The sequence below is a fragment of the Bacillus sp. NEAU-Y102 genome (assembly GCF_054788175.1).
In genome coordinates, this window is the sequence record NZ_JBTWFK010000001.1 from 706783 (window position 1) to 728464 (window position 21682).

A 21682-nucleotide genomic window follows, 5' to 3' on the forward strand; every position below is an offset into this window, starting at 1 on the left:
ATTATTTCACCTCAATCGGCTCTTCAACTAATTCCCCGTTAAGAGACCAAGTTTTTGCTTCCGTTACTTTTACTTTCACAAGCTGACCAATTAAAGATTTTGAAGCGACGAAGTTTACAAGTTTATTCGTGCGAGTATAACCTGCAAGTACTTCCGGATTATTTTTACTTTCCCCATCAACTAACACTTCTACAATTTGACCTTTGTAACGACTATTCTTTTCAATTGCCAACGTATTTACTAGTGTATTTAAGCGTTGAAGACGTTCTTTCTTCACTTCCATAGGTACATTATCTTTCATTTTTGCAGCTGGTGTACCTTCGCGAGGAGAATAAATAAATGTAAAGGCAGTATCAAATCCTACTTCACGATATAACGACATCGTTTCTTCAAATTGCTCATCTGTTTCATTTGGGAAACCAACGATAATATCTGTTGTTAATACTGCATCTGGAATTGCTTCTTTAATTTTTCTTACAAGTTCTAAATAATGTTCACGTGAATATTTACGCGCCATAATTTTCAGCATATCTGTACTTCCAGATTGAACTGGTAAATGGATATGTTCTACTAAGTTGCCACCTTTGCCAAGCACTTCAATTAAGTGATCATCGAAATCACGTGGATGGCTCGTTGTAAAACGAATACGGGCAATATCAACTTTACGAAGTTCGTCCATTAAATCACCAAGACCGTATTCTACATCTTCAAAGTCTTTACCATATGCATTTACGTTCTGTCCAAGTAATGTAATTTCTTTATAACCATTCGCAGCTAAATGACGAATCTCTTGGATAATATCTTCTGGACGTCTGCTCCGCTCTTTTCCGCGCGTATACGGTACAATACAATACGTACAGAACTTATCACAGCCATACATAATATTTACCCAAGCTTTAATATCACCACGACGTACTTTCGGAAGGTTTTCAATTACGTCGCCTTCCTTTGACCATACTTCAACTACCGTCTCTTTCGAGAACATCGCATCTTTTAGAATGTACGGTAATCTATGAATATTATGCGTTCCAAATACCATATCTACATGCTGATTTTTTTGCATAATTTTATTTACAACAGATTCTTCTTGAGACATACAACCACATACACCAATTAAAAGGTCCGGATTTCTTCGCTTTAGTGACTTTAAATGGCCTAGTTCACCAAACACTTTATTTTCAGCATTTTCACGAATTGCACAAGTATTTAATAAAACTACATCTGCATCCTCAGTCGAAAAAGTTGGTTCATATCCAAGCGTTGTGAAAATACCTGCCATTACTTCCGTATCATGCTCATTCATTTGACAACCATATGTACGAATATAGAACTTTCTTCCTGTACCAAAATTGCGAAACTCTTCAGGTAAGCCAAAATCCCGTTCAATTTTAACTTCTTCTTTCCCTCGCTTTTTCGCATCCTTTAAGGAAGGTGGTTGATATACACTTTCAAAGTATTTACTATAATCTTTCTCTTCTTTTTTCGTAGAGGAATTTGCTTGTTGACTTGCTAATCGTTGTTGCTCGTTCATCGGTAATCTCCTTTCACCCTTAACTATACACACTCTATAGTCCATTTTAATGCGCCTAGATTCACCTCAAAAATGGTTAGATAGCTTGAGAGATAACTTGTCCTTTGAAACTTGAGTAATCAATCTAATCATTCATAAGAATGAAGTCTTCCCCACGCAAATAGACATTCCCTTTTTATTATTTCTTGTTGTCCTACCCAAAAGCATATTGCTTTATCCCTATAAACATTACCATAGTATGACCTGTTTCGCCAATTTTAACAATACAGAGGCCCTTTATTATCTTACATTTCATAAGCAATGAACTTGCCATTTTCATACAACGATTTATATATTATTTTACCATTCTGAATTTTCTAAGTAAATAAGACTACCCTATATTTTTCTAATAAAAAAAGGTTGCCACATGGCAACCTCCTCTTCTTATATTACATAAATTCAGCAACAAGCTCATCAAACATTTTCTGATCCATATTTAAATCAGATTTCACTAAAGGCTCTTCACTATAGCCTTTAACAAGTTCTTGATATGATGGTTGCTTAGTATTTTGATAAATTAAACCTGTTACTAAACCGTTATTTTCCATTAAAGTTTGCATAGCCATCATGCGATTAGATGGATCATATCCCTCTACTGTGCTTAGTTTCGTTAAATTCTCTTTAAACCAATCGTAGGTATTTACTTTATTGTAAGTAACACATGGGCTAAATACGTTAATTAATGAAAATCCTTTATGGTTAATACCAGCTTCAATAATTTGTGTTAATTCTTTTAAATCACTCGAAAAGCTTTGCGCCACAAATGTCGCACCAGCTGTTAAAGCCATTTCCATTACATTTAGTGATGGTTCAATTGAACCTTGCGGTGTGCTTTTCGTTTTAAATCCAGCTTCACTACGTGGTGAAGTTTGCCCTTTTGTTAATCCGTAAATTTGGTTATCCATTACGATGTACGTAATATCGATATTACGACGAATAGAATGGATTGTATGTCCCATACCAATCGCAAATCCATCACCATCACCACCTGAAGCGATGACTGTTAAATCACGATTTGCCATTTTTACACCTTGTGCAATCGGAAGGGCACGACCATGAATACTATGCACACCATATGAATTAATATAACCTGAAATACGGCCTGAACAGCCAATACCAGAAATAACAGCAAGTTCATCTGGATTTAAACCAACGTTAGCTGCCGCACGTTGAATTGCAGCTTGCACTGAGAAGTCTCCGCAACCTGGGCACCAGTTTGGCTTTACACTGTTACGAAAGTCCTTAAATGTTGCCATTTAATACAACCCCTTTTTTGCATTCGTTGTAAATCTCTTTCGGCAAGAATGGGTTTCCATCATATTTTAAAAGACTAGAAATTTTCTCACCATTACCAAGATTCATTTTCATAATGTTAGCAAGCTGACCTGTTGCATTGTTTTCTACTACTACAACACGCTTCGCCTTTTTCACAAGTGGATCGATTTCAGCTGTTGGGAACGGGTGAATTAAACGTACATGAGCATGGTTTACTTTCATACCCTCTTGTTCTAAACGCGTCATTGCCTCTTCGATCGCACCACGAGTTGAGTTAAATCCAACAAGCAATACGTCTGCTTCTTCATGCTTAACATTTTTATAAACAGGGGTATTAAACTTCAAGTTCTCCATTTTACGGAAACGTTTGTCCATTTGATCTTTACGGTTTATTGCTGATTCCGATGGTTTTCCAGTTTCATCATGTTCTACACCTGTAACATGGTGAACACCATTTTTCATACCAGGTAAAACACGCGGTGAAACGCCGTCTTCAGTTACTTCATAACGCTTGAAGTATGCTTTATTTTCACGTTCTGGTAATTCCGCTTCTAAATCAAGCTTACCACGACGAATTTCCACTTTATCTAATTTAAGTGGTTCTACTGTTTGTTTTCCTAACGAAAGCTGTAAATCTGTTAAGAAAATAACAGGAACTTGATATTCTTCAGATAAGTTAAATGCTTCTACAATGTCATAGAAAGCTTCTTCAACTGTACTTGGCGCCATTACGATTTTTGGAATTTCACCATGCGTACCGTAAATCATCGCCATTAAGTCAGACTGTTCTTGTTTCGTTGGTAATCCCGTACTTGGACCACCACGTTGTGTATCAACAATTACTAATGGAGTTTCTGTAATACCTGCTAAACCGATTGCTTCCATCATTAATGAAAGACCAGGACCAGCAGATGCAGTTAATGTACGAACACCAGCATAGTTTGCACCGATTGCCATTGTACAAGCTGCGATTTCATCCTCAGTTTGGATTACTGTTCCGCCGACTTTCGGTAATTTTTTAATTAAGTATTCCATAATTTCTGATGCAGGTGTGATTGGGTATGCTGACATAAAACGAGCACCACCAGCTACCGCACCAAATGCGATTGCGTCGTTTCCAATCATAAACATGCGTTTTTTACCATCAGCTTTTTCAAGCTGCATCATGTTTACTTTCTCACCTAGTAATTCTTTCATATATTGAGAGCCGCGTTTAATTGCGTCCATATTCTTTTGAACGACTTGCTCTCCTTTACGACCAAAGATTTCTTCAACAACATCTAAATAAGCTGTTTCGTCTAATCCTAATACTGCACTTGATGCTCCAACAGCAACCATGTTTTTCATTAATGATGTGCCTAATTCTGAAGCAATATCTGTAAACGGTATCACATATAGATTTACATCTGTATTATCAGGTATTGTTGGATTAAATTTCGCATCCGCAACTACAATTCCACCTGGACGTAGTTCGTGGAAGTTAAAATCAATTGTTTCTTGGTCAAAAGCAATTAAAATATCTAAATCATCTGAGATCGCTCGTACTTCTGTTGTACTTACACGAATTTTATTATTTGTATGGCCGCCTTTTATACGTGATGAGAAGTGGCGGTAACCGTATAGGTAATATCCTAATCGGTTTAATGCAATACAGAAGATTTCTCCTGTACTTTCAATTCCTTCACCTTGTTGGCCTCCAACTTTCCATGAAAGTTGACTAATCATCTCCTACACCCCTTTTGGCTGCATTCATTGTAGTGTATTTTTTTACAGTAATAGTTTAGCATTTTTTATGCAAATAAACTACAACGGACGCAAATTATGCCTCTTCTGATTTCCCTGAATCTTTAGTATAAAGCTATTTTGTTTTTCATTCTAGTATTAGGTCTTAAAAAAAGCAATAAAATCAAATGAATTAATTTTAATTATTCTGAATTTTAAACCAAAAACTTAAAAACTCATATGTTCAACAAAATTATCATATAAAAATCTTTCTACAGTAGATGCAGCATAGTATTTATAAAGCTCATTCATGACATTTTCATAATCTCCGTAGGCAGATACATTGACAACCGTATCTACAATCCCATCAAAATCTGAACCAAACCCTATATTGTTTTCTCCACCTAGCGAGCAAATATATTCGATATGTTTTACTATATCTGTTATATTTGCTTGTCTTTCACTTGTTAGAAACTGCGGTACAAAAGTAACACCGATTATGCTATTTCTCTGTATAAGCGCTTTAATTTGTTCGTCATTTAAATTGCGTGGATGCTCACACAGTTTATAACAATTTGAGTGGGATGCAATTGGGTTATTTGCAATTTCTATCACATCCCAAAAACTTCTCTCATTTAAATGTGATAGATCCGTCCATAATTGCAAAGTATTCAACTCTTGTACAACTTGTCTACCAACAGTAGTTAAACCTGCTCCACGCGTCTCTAGCGCCCCATCAGCTAACAAATTCGCATAGTTCCATGTTAATCCGAAAGAACGTACACCTAACCGATAAAACAAACGTAATTTCATCGCTTCTTTGCCAATTGCTTCGCACCCTTCTAACGTTAATAGCGCGCCAACCTCGTCTTGTTTTAATCTATTTATATCCTCTTTCGTTCGGATAAATCTCACACCTGGTAGCGATAGAATTTCATTATAAAAAATATCTATCATTTGTAATGCCGCTTCAAATCGTTTTTCATACGTCACTGTTTCTGGCACATATATTGCAAAACATTGTATACTTCCTTGTCTTTCCTTTAACTGTTGAAATGTAATATGTAATTGCGGATCGTTTTTAAAATTCTTTTTTCCCTTTGCACTCCATAACTGAAAGAGCACATCACAATGAGCATCAAAAATTTTCATTTTCATTCCTCCATTATAAAAACAACCTGTTTGCATACTGCAAACAGGTTGTTTAAACTTAACGAGGTTCTACAATTAATTTTATTGCTGTACGCTCTTCGCCATCAATCATAATATCTGTAAACGCTGGGATACAAATTAGGTCCAAACCACTAGGCGCTACAAACCCTCTTGCAATTGCTACTGCCTTTACCGCTTGGTTTAATGCACCTGCACCAATAGCTTGAATTTCTGCTGTTCCGCGTTCGCGAATAACACCTGCAAGTGCACCAGCTACAGAATTAGGGACCGACGTTGCTTTAACTTTTAATATTTCCATTCCGCGTTTCCTCCTCGTTTCTTTAAAAAGTATTAGCAATTATTTCACTTTAACTTATATTCACGAGGAATGGCGCGTATTCCTGCTAAATTTTCGTAATTTTTCTAAAAAATTAAAATATAATAACTTATCTAAAATTTAACGGAAATTTACTCAAAAAATGGTTGATCGTCATTAATTAAAATGCGCTCAATTTTCTTTGCTTTTCCTGTATTTGGATCCACATCAATTAACACTGCACTTAATTGCGTTCTACCACTTGTTACTTCAAATCGTACCGGTAAGTTCGTTAAAAACTTCTTCAATACTGCTTCTCGGTCCATACCTAAAATTCCATCATATGGCCCTGTCATCCCAACATCTGTAATATATGCCGTTCCGCTTGGTAAAATACGGTTATCCGCTGTAGGGACATGCGTATGCGTACCTACTACTGCTGTAGCACGTCCATCTACATACCAACCTAGCGCTTGTTTTTCACTTGTAGTCTCCGCATGGAAATCAATAAAGATAATATTCGTACGTTTTTTCGCAATATTAATTAATTCATCCACTTTACGGAATGGACAATCAATCGGAGGAAGGAAAGTACGCCCCTGTAAGTTAATAACTGCAACTTCTGTTCCATTACAGTTCACAAAGATAAGTCCTTTTCCTGGAGTTCCTTCTGGGAAGTTAGCTGGTCTTGCAAGATATTTTGCATCATCGATGAATTCAAATACTTCACGATTATCCCAAGCATGGTTTCCAAGTGTAACTGCTTGTGCCCCACACTCTAAAAAGTTTCGATATATTTTTTCTGTAATCCCACGGCCACCTGCTGCGTTTTCTCCATTAATGATTGTTACTGTAGGTGTATATTTTTTCTTTAATGCCGGTACGTACTGTTGAATCATACCTCTACCAGGAGATCCTACTACATCCCCAACAAATAATATTCTCATATGTCTTACCCTTTCTATGTACTGCATTTTTTATTGCTATAGCATCAAGTAAATTCCTTATAATATGTTTATTATAAGTTTGTTTCACTTTTATGCTAAATAACTGTCTTTATTTTATCCAATTCCAACACAAAAAAATAAAGTGGTGTTTCACCACTTTATTTTGCGTATTCCACTGCACGTGTTTCACGAATAACAGTTACTTTAATATGTCCTGGGTAATCCAGTTCATTTTCAATACGTTTTCGGATATCACGAGCTAAACGATGAGCTTCTAAGTCATCGATTGTATCTGGTTTTACCAAAATACGAACTTCACGTCCTGCTTGAATTGCAAATGATTTTTCAACGCCTTCATAAGACTCTGAAATCTCTTCTAACTTTTCAAGACGACGAATGTAGTTTTCAAGCGTTTCACTACGAGCTCCCGGTCTTGCAGCTGATAAAGCATCTGCTGCTGCAACTAAAACTGCAATGATAGAAGTTGGTTCTGTGTCACCATGGTGAGATGCGATACTGTTTATAACTACAGGATGCTCTTTATATTTCGTTGCGAGTTCAACACCAATTTCAACGTGGCTACCTTCTACTTCATGGTCAATCGCTTTTCCGATATCATGTAATAGACCAGCACGTCTTGCTAGTTTTTCATCCTCACCAAGCTCTGCTGCCATAAGTCCAGTTAAATATGCAACTTCCATAGAGTGTTTTAAGACGTTTTGTCCATAACTTGTACGGTATTTTAAACGACCTAAAATTTTAATTAAATCTGGGTGTAATCCGTGAACACCCACTTCAAACGTTGTTTGCTCTCCGACTTCGCGAATATACTCGTCCACTTCACGTCTTGATTTTTCGACCATCTCTTCAATACGCGCTGGGTGAATACGTCCGTCCTGTACTAGTTTATCAAGAGCGATACGAGCTGTTTCACGACGAATTGGATCGAATCCAGAAAGAATTACCGCCTCTGGTGTATCATCGATAATTAAGTCAATACCCGTTAACGTTTCTAACGTACGAATATTACGACCTTCACGCCCGATAATACGTCCCTTCATTTCGTCATTTGGAAGATTTACAACCGAAACGGTTGTTTCAGCAACATGATCAGCTGCACATCTTTGCATTGCAAGAGATAAAATCTCTTTTGCTTTCTTATCCGCTTCTTCTTTCGCGCGAACTTCACTTTCTTTTACCATAACAGCGATTTCATGAGAAACTTCATTTTCTACTTTACCAAGAATAATTGCTTTCGCTTGTTCGCGTGTCAGATTGGAAATGCGCTCTAATTCTGTTTGTTGCTTTTGAACTAACTCTCCCACTTTGCTTTCCAACTCTTCAATCTGTTGTTGTCTCGCTACAAGAGATTCCTCTTTCTTCTCTAACTGCTGCTCGCGTTTATCGAGCGTTTCGTCTTTACGATCAAGGTTCTCTTCTTTTTGCATTAAACGATTTTCTTGTTTTTGTAATTCGCTTCTACGGTCACGAATTTCTAATTCAGCTTCTGTACGAAGTGTATGAATTTCATCCTTTGCTTCTAAAAGCGCTTCTTTCTTAAGTGCTTCAGCCTCACGATTCGCTTCGTCTAAAATACGTTTCGCTTCATTAGCCGCACCATTAATCTTCGCTTCAGCAATAGACTTTCGAACAAAAAAGCCAACAACTGCACCGACTGTTGTTGCAAGCAAAATGGAGATGAGTATCCAAACTGTACTACTCATGATTTCACCTCCCCTTGCTATGAATGAAAAAAGACTGTCGGCATGTACATTAAATTACAATATACAGCAAAGACCGTCGTCCCGCTTTTTTAAGGGACTTTCTTCATTTCACAATTAAAATGTCATATTATTATTTCGGTAAGATTTAAACCTTACTCCGAATATTACTTCTCTTCTTGAGAAGAGTATATCGTATATAAGAAAAAATATACATTCTCATTGTATCTATCGTAATTTTCATTGTCAAGCGTTGTCTACTTTTACTTTCTTTACCTTCAGTCCTTAATGTTATCTGAATTTGAAAAATTGATAGCATACTATCCTGGAAAACCTTAGTAAATACCATTTTATTCCCTTAAAACGTATGAATATTCCTCTTTACACATCCCATTTGAGTCAAAAAAATATTTTAACCACTACGATAGATACCCCTTTAATAGAAGGTAAAAAAATAAAAGACACGGGACCCGTGTCTTTTATTTTTTAATCTTGAAGAGTTGCATCTTCCGTGTCTTCCACACCAGAATCTTCACCAATTCCGTGATGATCACGAACAAAGAAGGCAATTTCCTCTCTTAAGTCCGTATTCTCTTTTAAGAATTGCTTCGAATTTTCACGACCTTGTCCTAAACGTTCTTCATTATAAGAATACCAAGCACCGCTCTTTTGAACGATATCAAGCTCAGAAGCCATATCCAAGATTTCACCCTCTCTTGAAATACCTTCTCCGTACATAATATCAACTTCAGCAACACGGAATGGTGGCGCTACTTTATTTTTCACTACTTTTACTTTTGTTTTATTACCAACGATGTCGTTACCTTGCTTTAATTGCTCCGCACGACGCACTTCAAGACGGACAGTTGAATAGAATTTCAACGCACGACCACCTGGAGTTGTTTCTGGGTTTCCGAACATAACCCCAACTTTTTCACGAATTTGGTTAATAAAGATTGCAATTGTTTTTGATTTGTTGATTGCTCCTGAAAGCTTACGAAGTGCTTGTGACATTAAACGTGCTTGTAAACCTACGTGTGAGTCACCCATGTCGCCTTCAATCTCTGCTTTCGGTACAAGAGCTGCTACAGAGTCAATTACGATAATGTCAACCGCACCACTTCGTACAAGAGCTTCCGCGATTTCTAATCCTTGCTCCCCTGTATCAGGCTGTGATAATAGTAATTCATCTATGTTAACGCCTAATTTTTGTGCATATACAGGATCCATTGCGTGCTCCGCATCGATGAATGCTGCTTGTCCACCTTGACGTTGTACTTCTGCAATTGCATGTAATGAAACTGTCGTTTTACCTGAACTTTCAGGTCCGTAAATTTCGATAATACGGCCACGTGGGTATCCGCCTACCCCTAATGCCACATCAAGTGCTAAAGAACCACTTGAAATTGTAGAAATTCTACGTTCCGCTTGTTCTCCTAATTTCATAATTGAACCTTTACCAAATTGCTTCTCTATTTGTTTTAACGCCATATCTAATGCCGCTTGACGATCACTCATTCAAAATTCCTCCTTAACTGAATTGCTAATCTTATTATACCTATTTTCAATTCAATTTGCCAACAAAAATCGAACATTTATTCGATTTTTTTATTTTCCATTACATAAATACGTAATTTAACTATAAAAAAAGCTAGAAGAAACTTATATCTCTTCTAGCTTTTTATATAAATGATAAAATCCATATTTTGTCGAGCGTTCTCTAATTTGTTGACGACTTCCACTTAAATTAAGAGGAAAAACTGCAGTTTGTTCACCTTTAATCGCCAATCCAACAAATACTGTTCCTGGCTCTTTCTGTTCTGAAGCATCTGGCCCTGCTACCCCAGTGAAACTAATTCCGATATCCGCTTTTAATAAATCCTTAACATTTTCAGCAAGATAACGAGCACATTCTTTACTAACTGCACCATCAGTATGCAACACTTCTTCAGGCACACGCAATACATGTTGCTTCACATCATTATGATAACAAATGACACCGCCTTTAAATACAGAAGAAACACCAGCATTTTCAGTTACTTGATTTCCAAAAAGACCACCTGTTAAACTTTCTGCACATGCTAAAGTTAACCCTTTTCTCTTCAATAACTCGATTGCCTTATAATGCAAAAATTCTTGGTCATATCCGTAGAAAAATTCTCCTACCCTTTCTAAAATCAAATCTTCCACATGTTGAATTAGTTTCTCCGCTTCGCTAACATTTTGATGCTTAGCGGTTAAACGTAATGTCACTTCTCCATCATTTGCTAGCGGGGCGATTGTTGGGTTTGTTTGTCCATCAATTAAATCTTGAACTTTCACCTCTAATTGGGACTCCCCGATACCGAAGAAACGAAGCACACGGGAATAAATGTTTTCTCCTGTTGTAAAATTACGTAAAAAAGGCTCCACGTAACTTACATACATTGGTTTCATTTCTTTTGGCGGCCCTGGTAATAAAATATAAACTTTTCCGTTCCTATTTACCCCCATACCAGGCGCCATACCGTGGTCATTTGCAAATACTGTTGCTCCATTTAAGACTAGCGCTTGCTTTTTATTATTCTCCGTAAATTCACGGCCTGTACGCTTAAAGTAATTACTTATTAAGGCTAATGCCTTTTCATCATACACAAGCGCTTCATCTAAACTAGCCGCTATCGTTTCTTTCGTTAAATCATCTTTTGTCGGTCCTAATCCACCTGTAAAAATAAGTATATCAGCACGTTCTTCCGCAGCTTCAATCGCCTTTTGCAGTCGCTTATTATTATCACCAACAACAGTATGATAGTACACGTTAATTCCAATTGAAGCTAACTTTTCAGATAAAAACTGGGCATTTGTATTTGCAATTTGTCCAAGTAATAATTCAGTTCCAACCGCAATAATCTCAGCATTCATCCTAATTCCCCCATAAACTTCTATTTTGAGTTTACAAAAGCAGCTCTATTTTTCCAGAAATAATCCCATCCTGAAATAACAGTAAAGATTAATGCAATCCATATGAAGATATCAGCAACTGGAATATGGATTAAATTTAAAGGTACATCGTGTAATAAATATGCTGCAATCGCAATAATTTGTGTCCATGTCTTAATTTTCCCTAGCTGATTTGCCGCAACTACTTCCCCTGTTCCAGCAAGTACAAGACGTAAACCTGTTACAGCAAACTCACGACTGATAATTACAATAACAATCCAAGCCGGTACATATTGCATCTCTACCAATGTAATAAGTGCTGCTGAAACAAGTAATTTATCAGCTAATGGGTCAAGAAACTTTCCTAAATTCGTTACAAGATTATACTTTCTTGCGTAATGTCCATCAATCCAATCTGTAGCTGAAGCAATGATAAAGATAAGTGCCCCTACTAAATGTTGAATTGGCAAATCAACATCACCAATTTTGTATGAACCCCAATCAAAGGGCGCTAACATAATTACCATAAAAATTGGAATTAAGAAGATTCTAGATATTGTAATTTTATTTGGTAAATTCACAGCTATTCCTCCATCATATCAAAAACATTTGTTCATCGAAAAAAAAGTCATCGAAGCGATGACTGTTATTGTGCAGGTTGCTCTATCCCTTGGTTTTTAATCACCAATCTTTGGTGATATTCTTTTTGTGGATCTAACGGGAAAGCAAGCACTTGGCCATTCAGTTTAATTTCAACATTCGGTGCACTTCCAATATTAAGTCGTACTTCTTTTAATGTTGATACATCGCGTTTCTCTGTTTGACCGCTTTGTACTGTAGTGTTTAGAATTTCGTTACCCGCATCATCCTTAACATCTACATAACTTGCACCCTTCGCTGAAATTTCCAATTCTAACGTTTTATTATTATGAATTTCCAAAGTAGATACCTTACCAGTTGTTCCAACTACTTTCACTTCTTGCTGTCCAGTTGGTGGTGCTGGCTGCTCCTCTTTCTTTGGTTCTTCTTTCTTTGGCTCTTCTTTCTTTGGCTCTTCCGCTTTCTTCGTATCTAACGGAGAATCTTTCGCTTTTTGAACTTCAATTTTCTCACTTTGAGCACTCGGAACTTTTTCATCATCTTTTCCAGTTAACGCTTGAAACACAAACCAGATTACGACTCCAACCGCGATTACTAACAGCGCAACTAAGATTTTCGGCATGTGATCTGCAACTGGCCATGATGAAGATTTTTGCATTGTTTCTTGTGTTTTTTGTCCCGTTGATACTTGTGGAACTTCACGCCTTTCAGATTGTGGTATCGTACTCTGATGTTCTACAAGCAGTTCCTCTCCATTTAATCCAACAGCATCTGCGTATTGTTTAATGAATGCACGCGCATAAAAAGCTCCTGGCAATACATCATAATTGCCTTCTTCAATTGCCACTAGATGGCGTTTTTGAATTTTTGTAATTTCATGCAGCTGATCAATAGACAAGCCTTTCGCTTCTCTTGCTTCTTTCAGCTTTTGTCCCAATTCCGTCACTACTAACACCTCAATATTTCTTTAAAAGTCAAACATAGAGAAATTATTTTGCGTACCTTGCTCAATTTCATCTACTAAATTATATTGAATTTCTTCATCATAATCGTTACGCAACTCGATAATATAATCAAAATCATCCAATGTGTATTCTGACTGACTCACAAATACATCAGGATGTTCCACAACTTTCGTTGCAGGCAATCTCATAATTTCACGAACGAGCTGCCAATGTCTTTCGTTGGCACGCTTCGTTGACACAATTCCATCTAGGATGAAAATATTGTCATCGCTATACTCATCTTCAATTAATTGACTACGAACAGTTTGCTTAATAAGAGTAGATGATACAAATAACCACCTTTTATTTGCACAAACACTTGCAGCAACAATGGATTCTGTTTTTCCGACACGAGGCATTCCGCGTATCCCAATTAGTTTATGGCCTTCTTTTTTCATAATTTCTGCCATAAAGTCTACAAGTAAGCCTAATTCATCACGCACAAATCGAAATGTTTTCTTATCATCTGCATCTCGTTGTATGTACCTACCATGCCTAACCGCTAGCTTATCTCTTAGCTTGGGCGGACGATATTTCGTTACCGTTATGTTATCCATCGTATTTAAAATTGATTCAAGTCTAGAGATTTGCTCTTGATTATCACACATAAGAAGTAACCCACGTCGTGCATTATCTACACCATTAATTGTGACAATATTAATGCCGAGCATACCGATTAACGAAGAAACGTCACCAAGCAAGCCAGGTCGGTTTTTATGTATTTCATATTCAAAATACCATTCAATCATCCAAGATCACTCCCCTTGCTTACTTTACACCTACGTACTATATTATATGATTTCACCTTAATAGGGAAGCTAAATGTATAATCTATCCTGTGTAATTATTATACAAAAAAAGTAGAGAGGAGAATCTCCTCTCTACTTTTACTTATGTTGTACAAACTTAACCATTAAGTTTGCAATTGTATGTTGCTCCTGTTCATCAGCAACTTTCCAAAGCTCAGCTAATAATTTCTCTTGGTCATTGCGCCCTTCTACTTCATTAGCAAGGTAGTCGCCAACACGAAATGCCATATCTGATACCGCACCGCCGTCTAAACCTTTTCCTTGCGCTTGCTCTAAACGATCTCCTAAAAAGCTCTTCCACTGATCAAAATTATCTAATACTGACATAATTAAGCACCTCACTATTGAGTAATAAAATCATCCTTAATTTGTGCAACTGTTCATTTTTTATGTAAGAAATTTTTAGCAGTGCCAACCGCCATTCACTCCGATGATTTGTCCAGTTATGTATGATGCTCCTGGTGATACGAGGAATGAAACTGTTTTTGCTACTTCTTCTGGTAATCCTATTCTACCTAATGGTATATCTTCAGCAATTCCCATTTTATCTTCTTCAGAAAAAACACTTAACATTTCCGTTTCAATTGCTCCTGGTGCTACTGCATTCACACGTAATCCACTTAAAGAAACTTCTTTCGCTAAAGCTTTCACATATGAATTTTGCGCCCCTTTTACCATTGAATACAGCACTTCACAAGAAGCCCCTATTTGTCCCCATATAGATGAAATAATTACAATATTACCACTTCTCCTCCCGATCATAGGCGGAAGTGCCATTGAAAGTAATTTATATACGTTCTTCACTTGAAGTTCTACCATATAACCCAATTCTTCGTTTGTTACATCTGTTACTAGTCCAAAAATACTCTTCCCAGCTGCGTATACAATAACATCAATAGGGTGTTCAATTTGTCCCCACAATTGCTCTGCTCCATCACTAGAAGCCAAATTCGCTTGAACAGGGATAACTTCTCCCCATGCTTTCTGCAATTCCAATACCTTTCCTTCACTGTTATTGTAATGAACATAAACTGTATATCCATCTTGAATTAATTGTTTCGAAATAGCAGAGCCAATCCCTCCGCTCCCTCCAGTTACTAACGCATACTTTTTCATAAATTCCCTCTCTTATCTCTACAAGTTCAATTTTCACACAACTAAATAATACCCTCATCTTACAATTTTTCAATGATAAGATGAGGGTATCTTTAAAATGTTATTTTTTCGGTAACACCTGACAAACACTCATTTTTTCTTCTGATAACAATAATTTTGCTACTTCTTGTAAGTCTTGAACCGTTAGCCTTTCTAATACAGTCAATGCATCAAATAGACTAGATTCATTAAACGCATATCGTGTAAATTGATTTGCAATATATTCTGGTGAATTCAACGAGCGTAAAAAACCACCAATTTTCTTTTTCTTCACTCGTTCTAATGCCGCCGCATCTAATTGATCATAATCTGTTTTTAATAAAATATCTTTTAAACGATCTGCCAATTCATCAGGTTGTTTCGTATCACCACCAACCATTGCAAAACCGAAGTTATTTTCTTCTGTATAGTCATACGAGAATGAATCATCAATAAGTCCTTCATTATATAAAGCTTCGTAATGAACAGAACTTTTTCCAAATAAATAATCTAAGAGTAACGTAAGCGCAATTTCTTGTTTTAAAAGCGCTTGCCCCTTTTCTTTTAAATTAGTCGCTTTAATACCAACTAAACATTTCGGTGTTTGCACAGGCATTGAAATAATTTTTTTCTTTTCATTTACCTCATTTGGTTCCTCTTCAAATGAACGCACAATTTCTGGCTGGTTTTTATAATCTTTTTCCGCTTGATTTTCACGTACTAAATCCATTGTTTTCTCTGGATCAATTGCACCCACAACAAATAATAACATATTGCTCGGATGATAAAATGTTTCATAACATTCATATAATAAATCTTTCGTAATTTTACTAATAGATTCGATTGTCCCTGCAATATCAATTTTAATTGGGTGTTTTACAAACAAGCTATCAATTAACCCAAAGTACAAACGCCAATCTGGGTTATCTTGATACATTTGAATTTCTTGCCCAATAATCCCCTTCTCTTTTTCAACTGTTTTTTCAGAGAAATAAGGCTCTTGCACGAAGTTTAGCAATGTATTTAAATTTTGTTCTACGTTTGAAGTACATGAAAAAAGGTAAGCTGTTCGTGTGAAGGATGTAAAAGCATTTGCCGATGCTCCTTGTTTACTAAACAATTGGAAAGCATCGTGATCTTCTTTTTCAAATAATTTATGCTCAAGAAAATGTGCAATCCCATCAGGCACACGAATCATTTCTTCTTTCCCCAATGGTACAAATGTATTATCTACTGAACCATATTTCGTCGTAAACGTCGCAAATGTTTTATTAAATCCTTGTTTCGGTAAAACATATACATCTAATCCATTAGGAAGTTTTTCATAATAGAGTGTTTCTTTTAATTGCTCATAAACAATTTTTTCCATTTACTCTCCCTCCGTTCCTTGTAAAAAGTAAATTGTATCTAGTTCAATATTTTTAGCTACTTTTACAATTTCTTCTTTTGTTACACTTTCTATACCTGTAAGCCATTCTTCAACTGGACGTGTACGATCTGAAATAATACCATGATATAGCATTTCTACAAATCCACGCGGTGTATCAATCGCCTCTAATATTTGATTTTGGATGACACTTTTTGTTTGATGTATTTCTTCTTCAGAAAACTCTCCGTTTTGCATCGCAAGCATTTGTTCTTTAATAATCTCAACTGCTTTTTCATAATTTTTCGCTTCGATTCCTGACATAACAAATAATAAACCTTTATGACTTTCAAAGCGCGATGCTGCATAGTACGCTAAACTATTTTTTTCACGCACATTTACGAATAACTTCGAATGAGAAAAACCACCAAACAATCCATTGAACAATTGCAATGCAAAATAATCTTCATCTTTATATGTGACAAATGTACGATAACCGATGTGTAATTTACTTTGTTTTAATTCTTGTTTTTCAACAACTTCTTTTTCTTCATTATTTCGTCTATGAAGGAGTACATTTCTTTCTCTCACTGGACGAGCTGAAATAGAAAAATACTTACTTACAAGATCAACGGCGTTTGCTGAAATATCACCAATAATATATAAATCCATTTCATCTTCTGCTAACACCTTTTGATAATATTGATACAGACTTTCATTTGTAATAGACGTAACACTCTCTTTTTTTCCATTTGCACTTAAACGATACGGTTCTACTTTGCACATTTCTTCAATTAAACGCTCGTTTGCATAACGCATTTTATCATCATAAGTAGCTTCAATTCTCTGTAACAGTGCTCTTTTTTCACTTTCTACGATAGAAGATAGGAAACCGTTCCCCTCGGTTGCTGGATGTAACACAATATCAGACAACATAGAAAGCGCTTTTTCAAATAACGGTGGTGCATCATGTAAATAAACTTCATTTGCAATGTCTACATAAATGGAGATAATATGGTCTTCCCCTTTTTTACTTACATCTACCGCTAAAGAAGACCCGTATAATTCTTCTAAATATTGACGAAGACGAATTACAGAAGGTAATTTTTCTGTGGCACTTTGCAATACGTATGGCAATAGGGCACGCTCTGTCACCGTCTCCTCATTTAAAGGCGCTTTAAAACGAAATACAAAGGTATTCGTTTTATATTTATCAGTCGGAATAATATGTACGCGCAAACCACCTAACTCATGTAGTTGTTGTTCCATTAGTTTCATTTATAGCCCTCCTTTACGTATATAGGAATATTCCTCTTCAATATACAGTTTTTAGAAATAAAAAATCAACTTTTCTCCCTTATTATGCTTACATATGATTCTTTCTAAAAACTTTAATATGTAAGGAACATAGTAAAATTCCGTATTAAATATATTCTATGTAAAAAAGCCCACACTAATGTGCGAGCTTTTTTATACTTATAAAATACTTATCGTTTTCCTTTTTCATAAGGAGTTCCTAATGCTTTCGGAGCTTCAGAACGACCTACAAAACCAACAAGCGCTAATATTGTGAATACATATGGTAATATCGTTAATAAAACACTTGGAATTTGATCTAATACAGGAATTGTTCCGCCCGTTACACTAAGAGATTGCGCAAAACCAAAGAATAGAGCTGCACCTAGTGCGCCTAGTGGATTCCACTTTCCAAAAATCATAGCAGCTAAAGCTAAGAAACCTTGTCCTGTAATAGTTGCCCCTGAGAAGTTATTAGAAATTGACATTGCAAAAATCGCTCCACCAATTCCAGCAAACACTCCTGAAATACAGACTCCAATATAGCGCATTTTATATACGTTAATCCCCATCGTATCCGCTGCCATTGGGTGTTCACCAACAGCACGTAGACGAAGACCGAACGGTGTTTTATAAATAACATACCAAACAACGAATGCTAAAATAATGGCAATATACGACGTTATTGGTACATTCGAGAAAAATATTTTCCCTAAAACCGGAATATCCGAAAGGCCTGGAATATCAATCTTTTCAATACGATACTGAATAAAGTCAGTCTGCCCTTTATCAAAAATCTTCTTAATTGCAAATACCGTTAAACCAAGAGATAAGAAGTTAATTGCTACACCACTTACAACTTGATCTGCTCGGAATGTAATAGAAGCTACCGCATGAAGTAATGCAAATAATCCACTACCAATTGCCGCAAATAATAACGCAATCCACGGGGTCATCGTTCCCCAAGTATCACCCATTAATAAGTTTGTAACAACTCCAATAAATGCACCAAATAGCATTAGTCCTTCTAATCCGATATTTACAACACCCGATCGTTCACTAAATACTCCACCTAGTGCTGTGAAAATGATAGGTGCCGATGTATATAACGTACCCGTCACAAGAATGGCTAATATATCTAAAAAGCTCATTTATTTCCCCTCCTTGCTCATGCGTGTAAGCGCCCATCTTAACACATAACTACATGCAACAAAGAAGATGATACATGCAATAATTACATTAATAAGCTCTGATGGTACATCTGCCTCAAAGTTCATTTGAGGGGAAGCACTTTTCAAACCACCAAATAATAAAGCTGAAAGGATTATACCAAACGGATTATTCCCTCCAAGTAATGCTACGGCAATCCCATCAAATCCTACTCCTGTAAACGAAGACATCGCGGTCATACTCTGGAATGTTCCTAATCCTTCCATCGCTCCACCAATCCCCGCAAATGCACCAGCAATTGTCATGGAGAATACTACATTACGAGAAACTTTCATACCTGCATATTGAGAAGCATGCTGATTAAATCCTACCGACTTTAATTCGTAGCCTAAAGTTGTTCGATCTAATAAGAACCACATTAAAATAGCGATTAATATTGCTACAATAATTCCCCAGTGAAGACGCGAACCATCAGTAATGCTAGCAAGCCAGTCTGAAGATAGTGATGCACTCTCTTTAATGTCATACGTTTTATCATTACCTTCATGTAAAAAGCGCTTAATGATGTCATATGTTACATATAATGCGATATAGTTCATCATAATTGTTACAATAACCTCATTAACTTGAAACTTTCCTTTTAAATATCCAGGAATGAAGCCCCAAATTCCTCCTACCAATGCTGCGAATAAAATAGATAATGGAATATGAAGGAAAGCTGGTAGTGAAACTGCATAACCGAACCAAACCGCTGCAAGCCAACCAACTAGCAATTGACCCTCTACCCCGATATTAAATAAACCTGTACGAAATGCAAACGCCACTGATAAACCAGCAAGAATAAGCGGTATCATTGTACGAAGCGTTTCACCAATCGCACTTGCGCTACCGAACATCCCTGTCCAAAGTGCACTATAACCTACAATTGGATCATAACCACTAACTAACATTACAATCGCTCCGACAAGTAAGCCAAAAATAACGGATAGTACTGGGACTAAAATATTTATCGTTCGTTCTGTTAAAAGTTTTTTAGCCATTTGTACCCACCTGCTCCTTCTTTGTTCCCCCAGCCATTAACAATCCAAGCTGTTGTTCATTCGTTTCTTTCGCATCAACTATTGCTACAATTTTCCCTTCATAAATAACAGCAATTCGATCGCTAACATTTAAGATTTCATCTAACTCTAGTGATAAAAGTAATACACCTTTCCCTTTATCCCTTTGCTCTATTAATCTCTTATGAATAAATTCAATTGCTCCTACATCTAAACCACGTGTTGGCTGTGCTGCGATTAATAAATCTGGATCACGGTCTACTTCACGTGCAATAATTGCTTTTTGTTGATTTCCCCCAGATAGAGCGCGTGCTAAAGTTTGCTCACTAGGTGTACGTACATCAAACTGTTCAATAAGAGCCTTTGCTTTTTCTGTAATTTTGCTGAAATTTAAAATCCCTTTCTTTGAAAACGGATTCTTATAGTACGTTTGCAGAACTATATTATCTCTAACAGAAAAATCAAGGACGAGTCCGTGTTTATGACGATCTTCTGGAATATGACCAATTCCTTCTTCTGTTATTCTTCTAACAGGCCAATTTGTTATTTCTTTCCCTTTAATTGCAATAGAACCTGACTCAACTTTTCGTAAACCAGTAATTGCTTCTATTAATTCACTTTGTCCATTTCCATCAATCCCTGCAATCCCAACAATTTCTCCCGCACGAACAGTTAAGTCAAGGCCTTTTACAGCAGGTAGTTGACGTGCATCGTGAACAACAAGATTTGCAATTGAAAGTACCTCTTCTTTTGGTTTCGCGTCTATTTTTTCTGTTTTAAAATTCACTTGACGTCCGACCATTAATTCTGCAAGTTTATTTTCATCCGTATTTGCAACGTCAACCGTTCCAATTCCTTTTCCTTTACGAATAATCGTACAACGATCGCAAACTTCCATAATTTCTTTCAACTTATGTGTAATAAGAACAATAGATTTTCCTTCTTGCACAAGCTTTTTCATAATTTGAATTAGCTCATGAATTTCTTGTGGTGTTAACACAGCTGTCGGTTCATCAAATATTAAAATTTCTGCACCGCGGTAAAGAGTTTTCAAAATCTCAACACGCTGTTGCATACCCACTGAAATATCCTGTATTTTCGCATATGGATCTACAGCTAAACCGTATTGTTCAGACAGTTTTTGAATTTCTTTAGCAGCTTCCTCAACAGCAATTTTCCCTTTTTTCCTCGGTTCATTTCCGAGAATAATATTCTCTGTAACTGTAAAATTATGAACAAGCATAAAGTGCTGATGAACCATTCCAATACCAAGGTCATTTGCCACATTCGGATTGGTAATATTTACAGACTTTCCTTTAATTTTAATTTCACCTTGTTCTGGTTGGTACAAACCAAATAGTACATTCATCAATGTGGATTTCCCTGCACCATTTTCTCCAAGTAAAGCATGTATCTCACCCTGCTTTACTTGCAGCGTAATATCATCATTCGCTACAATGCCTGGGAATACTTTCGTAATGTTATTCATCTCAATTACGTATTCCATTGTGTTCCTCCTTTTAACAGGGAACATTCCCTATTACACTATTAACTTATTAAGCAATTCGGAAGTTTTATACATACAAAGGTTAGTTCTATGAACTAACCTTTGCTATTTCTCTA

19 protein-coding genes are annotated in these 21682 nt (G+C 36.4%); all 19 read right to left on the reverse strand.

Translation table 11 applies throughout. From position 1 onward, the window contains the following. Position 1: 1 nt before the first annotated feature. On the reverse strand, positions 2-1531 hold the full coding sequence (miaB, locus tag ACYFX0_RS03420) for a tRNA (N6-isopentenyl adenosine(37)-C2)-methylthiotransferase MiaB (protein ID WP_001005392.1): 1530 nt from the start codon (positions 1529-1531) through the stop codon (positions 2-4). Between the two features lie 428 nt (positions 1532-1959). Next, a complete protein-coding gene (locus ACYFX0_RS03425) occupies positions 1960-2826 on the reverse strand; it encodes a 2-oxoacid:ferredoxin oxidoreductase subunit beta (protein WP_000190155.1) in 867 nt (288 codons plus the stop codon). Continuing rightward, on the reverse strand, positions 2813-4570 hold the full coding sequence (locus ACYFX0_RS03430; RefSeq protein ID WP_000625417.1) for a 2-oxoacid:acceptor oxidoreductase subunit alpha: 1758 nt from the start codon (positions 4568-4570) through the stop codon (positions 2813-2815). Before ACYFX0_RS03430 ends, ACYFX0_RS03425 begins: the two co-directional genes overlap by 14 nt. Positions 4571-4795: 225 nt before the next feature. Continuing rightward, positions 4796-5755 (reverse strand): dipeptidase, encoded by a 960-nt coding sequence (locus ACYFX0_RS03435; protein WP_003279695.1) that lies wholly within the window; start codon positions 5753-5755, stop codon positions 4796-4798. A 22-nt stretch (positions 5756-5777) separates the two neighbouring features. Next, complete coding sequence (spoVS, locus tag ACYFX0_RS03440; RefSeq protein ID WP_000404341.1) at positions 5778-6038, reverse strand: stage V sporulation protein SpoVS; 261 nt, start codon at positions 6036-6038, stop codon at positions 5778-5780. A 149-nt stretch (positions 6039-6187) separates the two neighbouring features. Continuing rightward, the gene (locus tag ACYFX0_RS03445) at positions 6188-6982 is read right to left on the reverse strand and encodes a TIGR00282 family metallophosphoesterase (protein ID WP_001221092.1); all 795 of its coding nucleotides are present in this window, start codon (positions 6980-6982) and stop codon (positions 6188-6190) included. 158 nt (positions 6983-7140) lie between these two features. Then, positions 7141-8706 carry a ribonuclease Y gene (gene rny / locus ACYFX0_RS03450; protein ID WP_000099770.1) on the reverse strand — a complete coding sequence of 522 codons (1566 nt, stop codon included), beginning with the start codon at positions 8704-8706 and terminating at the stop codon, positions 7141-7143. Between the two features lie 483 nt (positions 8707-9189). Then, positions 9190-10221 (reverse strand): recombinase RecA, encoded by a 1032-nt coding sequence (gene recA, locus ACYFX0_RS03455; RefSeq protein ID WP_001283853.1) that lies wholly within the window; start codon positions 10219-10221, stop codon positions 9190-9192. Between the two features lie 144 nt (positions 10222-10365). Then, entirely contained in the window at positions 10366-11604 is a 1239-nt protein-coding gene (locus ACYFX0_RS03460) for a competence/damage-inducible protein A (protein WP_460269881.1), read from the reverse strand. Positions 11605-11624: 20 nt separating this feature from the next. After that, positions 11625-12203: a CDP-diacylglycerol--glycerol-3-phosphate 3-phosphatidyltransferase gene (pgsA, locus tag ACYFX0_RS03465; RefSeq protein WP_001052967.1), complete on the reverse strand. Its 579-nt coding sequence runs from the start codon at positions 12201-12203 to the stop codon at positions 11625-11627. 65 nt (positions 12204-12268) lie between these two features. Further along, positions 12269-13168 carry a helix-turn-helix domain-containing protein gene (locus ACYFX0_RS03470; RefSeq protein ID WP_000137467.1) on the reverse strand — a complete coding sequence of 300 codons (900 nt, stop codon included), beginning with the start codon at positions 13166-13168 and terminating at the stop codon, positions 12269-12271. A 21-nt stretch (positions 13169-13189) separates the two neighbouring features. Next, positions 13190-13975, reverse strand: coding sequence for a DUF3388 domain-containing protein (locus ACYFX0_RS03475; RefSeq protein WP_000574107.1), 786 nt, complete (start codon positions 13973-13975; stop codon positions 13190-13192). A gap of 138 nt (positions 13976-14113) precedes the next feature. Beyond that, on the reverse strand, positions 14114-14362 hold the full coding sequence (locus tag ACYFX0_RS03480) for a DUF3243 domain-containing protein (protein WP_000114444.1): 249 nt from the start codon (positions 14360-14362) through the stop codon (positions 14114-14116). Positions 14363-14437: 75 nt separating this feature from the next. Continuing rightward, positions 14438-15151 (reverse strand): elongation factor P 5-aminopentanone reductase, encoded by a 714-nt coding sequence (gene ymfI, locus ACYFX0_RS03485; RefSeq protein ID WP_000759625.1) that lies wholly within the window; start codon positions 15149-15151, stop codon positions 14438-14440. 100 nt (positions 15152-15251) lie between these two features. Beyond that, positions 15252-16538 (reverse strand): EF-P 5-aminopentanol modification-associated protein YfmH, encoded by a 1287-nt coding sequence (yfmH, locus tag ACYFX0_RS03490; RefSeq protein ID WP_106081618.1) that lies wholly within the window; start codon positions 16536-16538, stop codon positions 15252-15254. Beyond that, entirely contained in the window at positions 16539-17813 is a 1275-nt protein-coding gene (yfmF, locus tag ACYFX0_RS03495) for an EF-P 5-aminopentanol modification-associated protein YfmF (RefSeq protein ID WP_016098850.1), read from the reverse strand. It abuts the gene before it with no gap. A 209-nt stretch (positions 17814-18022) separates the two neighbouring features. After that, a complete protein-coding gene (locus tag ACYFX0_RS03500) occupies positions 18023-18982 on the reverse strand; it encodes an ABC transporter permease (protein WP_000008857.1) in 960 nt (319 codons plus the stop codon). After that, a complete protein-coding gene (locus ACYFX0_RS03505; protein ID WP_001085255.1) occupies positions 18983-20041 on the reverse strand; it encodes an ABC transporter permease in 1059 nt (352 codons plus the stop codon). It lies immediately after the preceding gene. After that, positions 20034-21566: an ABC transporter ATP-binding protein gene (locus ACYFX0_RS03510; RefSeq protein ID WP_000456928.1), complete on the reverse strand. Its 1533-nt coding sequence runs from the start codon at positions 21564-21566 to the stop codon at positions 20034-20036. Before ACYFX0_RS03510 ends, ACYFX0_RS03505 begins: the two co-directional genes overlap by 8 nt. Positions 21567-21682 lie beyond the last annotated feature (116 nt).

Bases quoted from the DNA above. Each gene is read 5' to 3' on its own strand.
- miaB (WP_001005392.1), bottom strand. From the start codon at position 1,531: ATGAACGAGCAACAACGATTAGCAAGTCAACAAGCAAATTCCTCTACG.
- ACYFX0_RS03425 (WP_000190155.1), bottom strand. From the start codon at position 2,826: ATGGCAACATTTAAGGACTTTCGTAACAGTGTAAAGCCAAACTGGTGC.
- ACYFX0_RS03430 (WP_000625417.1), bottom strand. From the start codon at position 4,570: ATGATTAGTCAACTTTCATGGAAAGTTGGAGGCCAACAAGGTGAAGGA.
- ACYFX0_RS03435 (WP_003279695.1), bottom strand. From the start codon at position 5,755: ATGCAAACAGGTTGTTTTTATAATGGAGGAATGAAAATGAAAATTTTT.
- spoVS (WP_000404341.1), bottom strand. From the start codon at position 6,038: ATGGAAATATTAAAAGTTAAAGCAACGTCGGTCCCTAATTCTGTAGCT.
- ACYFX0_RS03445 (WP_001221092.1), bottom strand. From the start codon at position 6,982: ATGAGAATATTATTTGTTGGGGATGTAGTAGGATCTCCTGGTAGAGGT.
- rny (WP_000099770.1), bottom strand. From the start codon at position 8,706: ATGAGTAGTACAGTTTGGATACTCATCTCCATTTTGCTTGCAACAACA.
- recA (WP_001283853.1), bottom strand. From the start codon at position 10,221: ATGAGTGATCGTCAAGCGGCATTAGATATGGCGTTAAAACAAATAGAG.
- ACYFX0_RS03460 (WP_460269881.1), bottom strand. From the start codon at position 11,604: ATGAATGCTGAGATTATTGCGGTTGGAACTGAATTATTACTTGGACAA.
- ACYFX0_RS03475 (WP_000574107.1), bottom strand. From the start codon at position 13,975: ATGATTGAATGGTATTTTGAATATGAAATACATAAAAACCGACCTGGC.
- ACYFX0_RS03480 (WP_000114444.1), bottom strand. From the start codon at position 14,362: ATGTCAGTATTAGATAATTTTGATCAGTGGAAGAGCTTTTTAGGAGAT.
- ymfI (WP_000759625.1), bottom strand. From the start codon at position 15,151: ATGAAAAAGTATGCGTTAGTAACTGGAGGGAGCGGAGGGATTGGCTCT.
- yfmH (WP_106081618.1), bottom strand. From the start codon at position 16,538: ATGGAAAAAATTGTTTATGAGCAATTAAAAGAAACACTCTATTATGAA.
- yfmF (WP_016098850.1), bottom strand. From the start codon at position 17,813: ATGAAACTAATGGAACAACAACTACATGAGTTAGGTGGTTTGCGCGTA.
- ACYFX0_RS03500 (WP_000008857.1), bottom strand. From the start codon at position 18,982: ATGAGCTTTTTAGATATATTAGCCATTCTTGTGACGGGTACGTTATAT.
- ACYFX0_RS03505 (WP_001085255.1), bottom strand. From the start codon at position 20,041: ATGGCTAAAAAACTTTTAACAGAACGAACGATAAATATTTTAGTCCCA.
- ACYFX0_RS03510 (WP_000456928.1), bottom strand. From the start codon at position 21,566: ATGGAATACGTAATTGAGATGAATAACATTACGAAAGTATTCCCAGGC.